The sequence below is a fragment of the Meridianimarinicoccus zhengii genome (assembly GCF_003254465.1).
Lineage (GTDB): Bacteria > Pseudomonadota > Alphaproteobacteria > Rhodobacterales > Rhodobacteraceae > Meridianimarinicoccus > Meridianimarinicoccus zhengii.
This window is the reverse complement of sequence record NZ_QDFI01000015.1, coordinates 67280-76698: the sequence shown is the minus strand read 5'-3', so window position 1 is coordinate 76698 and position 9419 is coordinate 67280. Positions and strand designations below refer to the sequence as shown.

General features: G+C 67.7%; 7 protein-coding genes. 3 read left to right on the top strand and 4 right to left on the bottom strand.

The genetic code is table 11. The features are described 5' to 3' along the window. Positions 1-200 precede the first annotated feature (200 nt). The 3 genes from msrQ to DDE13_RS07180 all read right to left on the bottom strand — a co-directional run bounded on the left by msrQ (position 201) and on the right by DDE13_RS07180 (position 3253). Positions 201-800, bottom strand: a complete 600-nt coding sequence (msrQ, locus tag DDE13_RS07190) for a protein-methionine-sulfoxide reductase heme-binding subunit MsrQ (RefSeq protein WP_111402907.1) — start codon at positions 798-800, stop codon at positions 201-203. Continuing rightward, entirely contained in the window at positions 800-1690 is an 891-nt protein-coding gene (gene msrP, locus DDE13_RS07185; protein ID WP_111402905.1) for a protein-methionine-sulfoxide reductase catalytic subunit MsrP, read from the bottom strand. The genes msrQ and msrP overlap by 1 nt, the downstream gene beginning before the upstream one ends. Positions 1691-1762: 72 nt before the next feature. Then, the gene (locus tag DDE13_RS07180) at positions 1763-3253 is read right to left on the bottom strand and encodes an FMN-binding glutamate synthase family protein (protein WP_111402903.1); all 1491 of its coding nucleotides are present in this window, start codon (positions 3251-3253) and stop codon (positions 1763-1765) included. A 269-nt stretch (positions 3254-3522) separates the two neighbouring features. Between DDE13_RS07180 and DDE13_RS07175 the strand changes: the two genes are divergently transcribed. Next, a complete protein-coding gene (locus DDE13_RS07175; RefSeq protein WP_111402901.1) occupies positions 3523-3993 on the top strand; it encodes a fasciclin domain-containing protein in 471 nt (156 codons plus the stop codon). 169 nt (positions 3994-4162) lie between these two features. After that, on the top strand, positions 4163-4918 hold the full coding sequence (locus DDE13_RS23395; RefSeq protein ID WP_111402899.1) for a VPLPA-CTERM sorting domain-containing protein: 756 nt from the start codon (positions 4163-4165) through the stop codon (positions 4916-4918). Positions 4919-4978: 60 nt separating this feature from the next. On the opposite strand, the gene clpB is transcribed toward DDE13_RS23395, so the two are convergent. After that, a complete protein-coding gene (gene clpB / locus DDE13_RS07165) occupies positions 4979-7594 on the bottom strand; it encodes an ATP-dependent chaperone ClpB (protein WP_111402897.1) in 2616 nt (871 codons plus the stop codon). A gap of 201 nt (positions 7595-7795) precedes the next feature. Between clpB and DDE13_RS07160 the strand changes: the two genes are divergently transcribed. Continuing rightward, positions 7796-9334 carry a hypothetical protein gene (locus DDE13_RS07160; RefSeq protein WP_111402895.1) on the top strand — a complete coding sequence of 513 codons (1539 nt, stop codon included), beginning with the start codon at positions 7796-7798 and terminating at the stop codon, positions 9332-9334. Positions 9335-9419 lie beyond the last annotated feature (85 nt).

Genomic DNA, 9419 nt, shown 5'->3' with positions numbered 1-9419 from the left:
CCAGCAACCCGCTTCAGAACCCAACAGCGCGTCGCCGCCCCGTCGGTGAAGGGGTGTTTAGTCAGAGCCCCGGAGAGTCGCAAGCGCTTTTTTCGCCCGGACCGGCATTTTCCGAAAGTTTCCGGATAGCGCATTTATATCAATGCCTTGCGCCGCATTGCGCACTGGTCGCGCCGCGGCACCCACCGATTTCCCAAGGGTCAGGCGAGTCGCTTCCGTGGCGGCAGGCCACGCAGTCCGACCAGTCCCGCGGCAACGGCAAGATAGACGAGCGGCTCGATCTGCCAGCCCTTCGCCTGCATCACATAATGCACCGCGCCCAGCCCCACCGCGACATAGGTCAGCCGGTGCAGCCGCCGCCAGCGCGGCCCGCCCAGCCAGCGGACCGCCCGGTCGGTCGATGTGGCCGCCAGCGGCACAAGGCATGCGAACCCGGCCATGCCGATGGTGATATACGGGCGCTTCACGATATCCGCCCAGACCCGCGACAGGGATTGCACGTCCAGCACCGCCCAGACCGCCAGATGCGCGGCGATGAAGGCGAAGGCGACCAGCCCCAGCGCCCGGCGGAACCGGATCGCGTTGATCCCGGCGAAGCGGCGCAGCGGCGACACGCACAGCCCCGCCAGCAGGAACTGCAACCCCAGCAGCCCGTAGCGGTGTTCCAGCGCCTTGATCGGTTCGGGCCCCAGCCCGCCGGTCGCGCCCAGCCAGAACAGCCACGGGATCGGCGCAAGCCCCAGCACATAGACCGGCCATGTCGGCAGCCGCCGCAGCGTCTGGTTGATCGCGTCCTGCATCAGTAGTTCGCGCGCAGGTCCATCCCCGCGTACATCTCCGCGACCTCGTCCTCGTAGCCGTTGAACATCAGCGTCGGCTCCCGCCCGGCGAACAACCCGCCGCCCACGCGCCGCTCCGTCGCCTGGCTCCAGCGGGGGTGGTCCACCTCCGGGTTCACGTTGCTGTAGAAGCCGTATTCGCGCGGCGCGATCATGTTCCAGCTCGTCTGGGGCTCTTCGTCCACCAGCGAGATCCGCACGATCGACTTGATCGACTTGAACCCGTATTTCCACGGTACCACCAGACGGATCGGCGCCCCGTTCTGGTTCGGCATGGGCTTGCCGTACAGCCCCGTCGCCATGATCGTCAGCGGATGCATCGCCTCGTCCAACCGCAATCCTTCGCGGTAGGGCCACGGGATCACGGGCGACCGGGTGCCGCGCATTTCCTCGGGGCGATAGAGCGTCTCGAACGCCACGTATTTCGCGCCCGGCTGCACGCCCACGCGGTCCAGCAGGCGGCGCAGTTCGAACCCGTTCCACGGGATCACCATCGACCACGCCTCGACGCAGCGGAAACGGTAGATGCGTTCCTCCACCGGCATCCCGTCCATGATCTCCGCGAAGCCATAGCTGCCGGGCCGGTCCACCATGCCGCCGATCTCGATCGACCACGGCTCGGTCGTCATCTCGTGGGCGAAGCGCGACGGGTCTTCCTTGCCGGTGCCGAACTCGTAGAAATTGTTGTAGCTGGTGATGTCCTCCCAGCTGTTCGGCTCAAGCTCGGTGGACGCCGCTACGCGCCCGCCCGCGCCAACGGCCATCGCCCCCGCGATCAGCTGGCGACGGCTGAGATAGACGGCCTCGGGCGTCACATCCTCGGGGCCGGGATGTCGAACAGGTCTGCGCATGGATACCTCCGGTGTTTCCGCTAGGATAACCCCCTGCGCAGCCCGGACAATGGCCGCGCGATCACGCCTGCGTCACGCGCCCGCACGTTCCGGTTCCGGAAACAGCGCGTTCATCCGGATCGACCGCCCGTTTGGCTGCACCAGGCGCACATGGGCGCGGGTCAGCTTGCGCGGGTCGCCGACGCCGACGGAATGGGCGATCATCTCCACGTCACGCACGACCGCGGTCGCGTAATTGGCCACGCGGACATACTTGTCCTCCACCACCAGCCCCTGCTGCAACCGCGGGTCATGGGTGGTGATCCCGGTGGGGCAGGTGTTGCGGTTGCATTTCAGCGCCTGGATGCAGCCCAGCGCGAACATGAATCCCCGCGCCGAGGTGACGAAATCCGCGCCCGCCGCCAGCGCCCAGGCCACGTCGCCCGGATTGACCAGCTTCGCCGACGCGATCACCCGGATGCGCTGGCGCAACCCGTATTCGTGCAGCATGTCCACCGTGCGCGGCAGCGCGTCGCGGATGGGCATGCCCACCAGGTCCATCAGCGGCATGGGCGACGCGCCGGTCCCCCCCTCCCCGCCGTCGATGGTGATGAAATCGGGCGCGCAGTCCTCGCCGCGCGCATTGATCGTCTCGAACAGCTCGCGCAGCCCGTCCACCGACCCGATGCACATCTTCACGCCGGCGGGCTTGCCGGTCACGTCGCGCACATGGCCCACGAAATCCAGCAGCTCGTCCCAGTTATGGACCTCCTCGTGACGGTTGGGCGAATGGCTCGTCTGGCCCACGGGGATGCCCCGCACCGCCGCGATCTCGGCCGTCACCTTCTCGCCGGGCAGGATGCCGCCCTTGCCGGGCTTGGCGCCCTGGCTCAGCTTGATCTCGAACATGCGGATCTGGTCATGCGCCGCCACCGCGCGCAGCTTGTCGTCGTCCAGCCGCCCCTCGGGCGTGCGCACCCCGTATTTCGCCGTGCCGATCTGGTAGACGATGTCGCACCCCGCTTCGAGGTGATAGCGCGACACGCCCCCCTCCCCGGTGTTCATCCACACACCCGCCCGCGCCGCCCCCCGCGCCAGCGCCGTGACCGCCGGGGCGGAAATCGCCCCGTAACTCATCCCCGAGATGTTGAAGAACGACCGCGCCACGAAGGGCAACTTGGCGCCGGGGCCGATCATCAGCGGCGCGGCCGGGTTCGCCTCCTCGTCCAGCGGCGGAAAGGCCGAATTGACGAAGATCGGCGTGCCCACCACGTCGAGATTCCGGGTCGACCCGAACGCGATGGTGGACGGACGCCCCGACGACGCCTGCTCCACCCAGCCGCGCTGCGCACGGTTGAACGGCATCTCCTCGCGGTCCATGGCAAAGAAATACTGGCGGAAGAACTCGCCCAAATTGGTGAACAGGTGCCGGAAGCGCCCGATCACCGGGTAATTGCGTCGGATCGCGTCGCGGGTCTGCACCCGGTCCACCACGAACAGCACCACGACCGCGACCGCCCCGATCACCACCGCCAGCACAAGCCCGAGACCCAGCAGGTTCAGGCCGCGTTCCACCCACTGCATCCGTTCGCTCCCGCACGATGTCACGCGCACCGGGCCATGAAACGGTCCCGTGCGCAAATGAATTTCACGTAACGCGGCGCGATGGCTCAACCCCGCCTCACGCCCCTTCATCAAATGGTGACTGGACTGCGCCGGACCCCGCCGCCTAGCCCGCCCCGGCGCGCGGTCAAGGCGATCAACGCTCCGTGACGGCGCGTGCATCGCGTGCCGTCGTGCCTAGCTGTGAGGCACGGGCGATCTGCCCGTCGAAACCTATCCCGGAGGACCACATGCTTCGCACATCCCTCACCGCTCTCGCAACCGCGACCCTGCTCGGCGCGCCCGTGCTCGCGCAGGATGCCGATATCGTCGACACCGCCGTGGCGGCCGGCAATTTCGAAACGCTCGTCGCCGCGGTCGAGGCCGCCGATCTCGTGGACACGCTGAAGGGTGACGGCCCTTTCACAGTCTTCGCCCCCACCGATGACGCCTTCGCCTTGCTGCCCGACGGCACTGTTCCGACGCTTCTGGAAAACATCCCCCAACTGACCGGCGTGCTGACCTACCACGTGGTGCCGGGCAAGGTCATGGCCGCCGACCTTACCGATGGCATGACCGTGGAAACCGTGCAGGGCGACACGATCACCATCGGCACCACGGACGGCGTGACCGTGAACGATGTCAACGTCATCCAGGCGGATATCGAGGCCAGCAACGGCGTGATCCACATCATCGACGGCGTGCTGCTGCCCGGCATGTGATGCCCGCGCAACGCTGACACGTCCCGACCCCGGCCCGGTGGGCCGGGTTTTTCATGTCCGCGGCAAGGCGGCATCGTGCATTTTTCGTTAATGCCGGAAACTCCCCGGTACCCCCGCGCGTGGCTTCATTCGACCTGATCGGTCATGGACACCACAACAGGGGTTACACATGCAGACGAAAACGTTCTTCGCGGCGGCCACCGTCGCCACGCTCGGCCTCGCCACGGCGGCCCAGGCTCACGTCCTGAACTACGAGGCCATCCTCAACGATCTCAGCAATCTCGGCGGCTCCGGCACCGCCAACCTGACGCTCGACACCCATACCAACATGCTCGACGTGTCGATCATGGGCACCGGCTTCGCGCCGAACATGCTGCACGTCCAGCATATCCACGGGCGCTTCAACGAAGACGGCTCGGTCCGCGATACCGTGTCGCCCAGCCTCGACACCGCAGATGCCAACGGCGACGGCGTGATCCAGCTTCTCGAAGGCGTGCCCTTCTACGGACCCATCGTCATGTCGCTCTTCGACGAGACCGATACCGACAACGGCTTCATGGGCTTTCCCGCCGTCACGGACGAAGAATACGGCACCTTCACGTTCAACGCGTCCTACGACCTGAACACCACGACCGCGTTCGGCGGCATGTTCGGCGTCGATGACCTGCTCCCGCTCGACATGCGCGAAATCGTCATTCACGGCGCGTTCCTGTCGCCCGGCATCGGCGGCGTCGGCAACGAAGCCGACGACGATCCGCTGATCAAGTTCGGCGGCTACTCGGCCTTCGTGCCCGTGGCCGCGGGGGAAATCCGGCTGGTCGATGGCGGCATGGGCATGGCCCCGGTGCCGCTGCCCGCCGCGGGCTGGCTGATGGTCGCCGGGATCGGCGGTCTGGCCGCCCTGCGCCGCCGCAAGCGCGCCTGACATGAAACCCCCCGGCCGGGGCATCCCGGCCGGGGGCGGTCCTTGCCCTCGTGGTGCGCGTCAGTGCACCACCGCGTCCTCGGGCTTCTCGCGGTTGGTCGCCGCCACGCGGTCCCCGATGATCAGCCCGTCGGCCCCCGCGCTCACCGGCACCGTGGCCCCGTCGCGCACATCGCCCGCCAGGATCATCTCGGCCAGCGGGTCCTGCAACGCACGCTGGATCACCCGCTTCAGCGGCCGTGCCCCGAACACCGGGTCATAGCCCTCGTCGGCCAGCCACTTGCGCGCGCTCTCGTCCACGGCCAGCGCGATCTTGCGCCCCGCCAGCCGCCGCTCCAGCCGTGCGAGCTGGATATCGACGATCCCGGTCATGTCGCCCCGCGTCAGCCGGTCGAAGACCACCGTCTCATCCAGCCGGTTCAGGAACTCGGGCCGGAAATGGGCCCGCACGGCCTCCATCACGTCGCGCCGCGCCGCGGCACTGTCGGCACCTTCCGGCAACTGGCTCAAAGCCTGGGACCCAAGGTTCGAGGTCAGCACGATCAGCGTCTGCTTGAAGTCCACGTGCCGCCCCTGCCCGTCGGTCAGAAGCCCGTCATCCAGAACCTGCAACAGCACGTTGAACACGTCCGGATGCGCCTTCTCGACCTCGTCGAACAGGATCACCTGGTACGGGCGCCGTCGCACGGCCTCGGTCAGAACGCCGCCCTCGTCATAGCCGACATAGCCCGGCGGGGCGCCGATCAGCCGGGCGACGGAATGCTTCTCCATGAACTCGCTCATGTCGATGCGCACCATCGCCTGGTCGTCGTCAAACAGGTACTCCGCCACGGCCTTGGTCAGCTCGGTCTTGCCGACGCCCGTCGGCCCGAGGAACAGGAACGACCCCAGCGGCCGGTTCTCGTCGTTCAGCCCGGCCCGCGCCCGGCGCACCGCGTTGGCCACGGCCTGCACCGCGGTCCGCTGCCCGATGACCCGGCGGCCCAACTCGGCCTCCATCCGCAACAACTTGTCGCGCTCGCCTTCCAGCATCTTGCTCATCGGGATGCCGGTCCAGCGCTCGACCACGCCCGCGATCTGCTCGGGGCGGACGGCTTCCTCGACCATCACGTCGTCACCGCCTTCCTCCGCCGCCGCGATGTCGCGCTCAAGCTGCGGAATGACGCCATAGGACAGCTCCCCCGCCTTGGCGAGATTGCCTTCCCGCTTCGCCTGATCCAGCTCGGCCCGCGCGCGGTCCAGCTTTTCCTTCAGCTCCCGCGCCCCGGCCAGCTTGTCGCGCTCCGACTGCCACTTGGCGGTCATCTCGGACGAGCGTTCCATCAGCCCGGACAACTCGCGCTCCAGCGCCTCCAGCCGGTCCTTCGACGGCTGATCGTCCTCCTTCTTCAGCGCCTCCGCCTCGATCTGCAATTGCAGGATCTGCCGGTCGAGCGCGTCAAGCTCCTCGGGCTTGCTGTCCACTTCCATCCGCAAGCGGCTCGCCGCCTCGTCCACAAGGTCGATCGCCTTGTCCGGCAGGAACCGGTCGGTGATATACCGATGGCTCAACGTCGCCGCCGCCACCAGCGCCGAGTCGCTGATCCGCACCCCGTGGTGCAGCTCGTACTTTTCCTTGATGCCGCGCAGGATCGACACGGTGTCCTCCACCGTGGGTTCCTCCACCATCACCGGCTGGAACCGCCGCGCCAGTGCGGCATCCTTCTCCACATGCTTGCGGTATTCATCCAGCGTCGTGGCACCCACGCAGTGCAACTCGCCCCGCGCCAGCGCCGGCTTGATCAGGTTCGCGGCGTCCATCGCGCCGTCGGCCTTGCCCGCGCCCACCAGCGTGTGCATCTCGTCGATGAACAGGATGATCTCGCCCGCAGCTGCGGTGATCTCGTTCAGGATCGACTTCAGCCGTTCCTCGAACTCGCCGCGATACTTCGCCCCGGCGATCAGCGCGCCCATGTCGAGCGCCATCAGCTTCTTGTCGCGCAGGCTTTCCGGCACGTCCCCGTCGATGATCCGCAAGGCCAAGCCTTCGGCAATCGCCGTCTTCCCGACGCCGGGTTCCCCGATCAGCACCGGGTTGTTCTTGGTCCGGCGCGACAGCACCTGCATCGTGCGGCGAATTTCCTCGTCGCGTCCGATGATCGGGTCGATCTTGCCGTCCCGCGCCGCCTGCGTCAGGTCGCGCGCATACTTCTTCAGCGCCTCGTAGCCATCCTCGGCCGTGGCGCTATCCGCCGTGCGGCCCTTGCGCAGATCGTTGATCGCCTCGGTCAGCTTCTGTCCGCTGACGGCCCCGGCTTCCAGCGCCTCGCGGGCCTTCGAGCGCACCAGCGCCAGCGCCACCAGCACCCGTTCGACCGGCACGAAACTGTCGCCCGCCTTGGTGGCCAGCTTCTCGGCCTCGTCCAGCACCTTGGCGGTCTGCTGGTCAAGATAAGTCTGCCCCGCGTCGCCGCTGACCTTCGGCATCCGCGCCAGCGCCGCATCCGTGGCTTCCAGCACGCGCTCCGGCGCGCCGCCCGCCCGGCGGATCAACGTCGCGGCGAATCCCTCGCCATCGTCCAGCAATGCCTTCAGCAGATGTTCGGGGGCCAGCTTCTGGTGGCTCTCCCGCGTGGCGATCGTCTGCGCGGCCTGCAGGAACCCGCGCGATCGCTCCGTGAACTTCTCGAGGTTCATCGGTCGTTCTCCTTTGTCAAAGCGCCCGTCCCGCCCCGCCCAACATGTGGCACAGGGTCTGCGAGCCTCGGGGGATATGTGGGAAGCACCCCGAACACGCGCAAGTGATCGCCGCCGATTTCCCGCCAGCACCGCGACCCGAAAGATCTCGCCGATGCACCCATGGCGTGTATGCTCCCCCCATCAACGGGAGGAGAGACCATGACCCGACACCGCGCCGCCGCCCTTGCCGCCAGCTGCCTCATGATCCCCGCGCCGGGGCTGGCGCAGATGGCCATCCCCGCCAATCCCGCGCCCGACTGCACCGCCGACATCGCGGCGTGGTTTCCCGATGGCATCGCGCCCGACGGCACGGTCACCCCGCCCAATTCGCTGGGCTTCACCGACACCCATGGCGGCGACCCCGACGCCTGCGATTTCTACGCCTGGGGCGCGCAGGCGTTCCTGTGGCTCATGTCCCCGGCCGAGGACGGGCGCGTCATCGACAGCTCCGCCATCTTCAACGTGCTGCCCGACGAAAACGGCACGCGGCAGTTCCAGCGCAGCACCCCCGGCACACGGCTCACCGTGGCCGTGCGCGCGCAAAAGGACGACGATGTCGTGGGCGAGATCGGGCAGGCGGGCGGCGGCGGCGCGCTCATGTCGCAGGGCGGGTCGCTGGTGCATTACGGCGTGCACACCAACGATCTTTACGGGTATTTCCTGACCGGACAGAAGGCCGCGACCGGCGGGATCGACCCGGCACCGACCATGTATCCCCACAACGCCGCCGACATGACGGCGCTGACGACCTACATGGCCAGCGTCACGCCCCCCTTCGTGTCCGCCGCCCCCGACACGCTGGTGATGGAACTCAAGACTTCCTGGGTCGAGGCCGCGACCCTGCCGGACACGACCGGCTACATCACCATCCCCGCCCGCGTGCCGACCTACGCGCGCAACGCCGCCAATACCGAATGGACGGTGCACGGGCAGCGCGATGTCACCCTCGCGCTCACGGGCATCCACATCGCGGGCACGGTGCAGAACCACCCCGAATTCGTCTGGGCCACCTTCGAACACATCTCGAACGCGCCCGATGTCGGGTATTCCTACACCGACGACACCGGCACCGTGGTGCCCTTCGACTATGACGGATCGGGGGATTTCGTGTTCCTCGCCCCCGGCGCGGACCCGGCCACAGCCAATGTCGAATGCATGAAGGCACAGTCCGGCGGTGCTACCGGCACCATCGTGGCCGACACCGCCAACGGCAACCCGGTCTGCGCGGGCGGCATCGTCGCCTCCGACACGGTGCGCACGCGGCCCTGGGGCAGCTACCCGTTCGGCCCGTCCGACGTGGGCAGGACCATCGACGAGATCACCGTGACACAGGCGATGGTCGACCAGATCGTGACCAACAACACCCGCCTGCTGTCGCTCAACGCCGCCGTGCGCGGCCAGCTCGCCGCGGGCGACCCGCGCGCGAATTACGTGCAGACCGGGTCGATCTGGACCGCGCCATCCACGCCGGACGGCACTGCGCCGATCCCCGGCGGCACGGGCTACAGCGACGGCGATCTGCGCGGCTCCCTCGGGCTCTACAACGCGACGATGGAAACCTATTCCTTCGACAAGGCCCCGCACTGCTTTTCCTGCCACGCGCTCTTCAACGGGCCGGAAAACATGTTCGGCACGGAACAGTCCAAGGAACAGCTTTCCCATATCTACTACGCGATCGACCCGCTGACCGCGCCCTGACATGCCTTGATCCGGCCCGCGCGATTGCGGTTTCCCTCCGCCCCGGTTTTCGCCTACTCCCTCGGGCGGATAACCGGACGGAGCC

What these genes read in the sequence shown, in the direction of transcription:
- msrQ (WP_111402907.1), bottom strand. Translation starts at nt 800, where the DNA reads ATGCAGGACGCGATCAACCAGACGCTGCGGCGGCTGCCGACATGGCCG.
- msrP (WP_111402905.1), bottom strand. Translation starts at nt 1,690, where the DNA reads ATGCGCAGACCTGTTCGACATCCCGGCCCCGAGGATGTGACGCCCGAG.
- DDE13_RS07180 (WP_111402903.1), bottom strand. Translation starts at nt 3,253, where the DNA reads ATGCAGTGGGTGGAACGCGGCCTGAACCTGCTGGGTCTCGGGCTTGTG.
- DDE13_RS07175 (WP_111402901.1), top strand. Translation starts at nt 3,523, where the DNA reads ATGCTTCGCACATCCCTCACCGCTCTCGCAACCGCGACCCTGCTCGGC.
- DDE13_RS23395 (WP_111402899.1), top strand. Translation starts at nt 4,163, where the DNA reads ATGCAGACGAAAACGTTCTTCGCGGCGGCCACCGTCGCCACGCTCGGC.
- clpB (WP_111402897.1), bottom strand. Translation starts at nt 7,594, where the DNA reads ATGAACCTCGAGAAGTTCACGGAGCGATCGCGCGGGTTCCTGCAGGCC.
- DDE13_RS07160 (WP_111402895.1), top strand. Translation starts at nt 7,796, where the DNA reads ATGACCCGACACCGCGCCGCCGCCCTTGCCGCCAGCTGCCTCATGATC.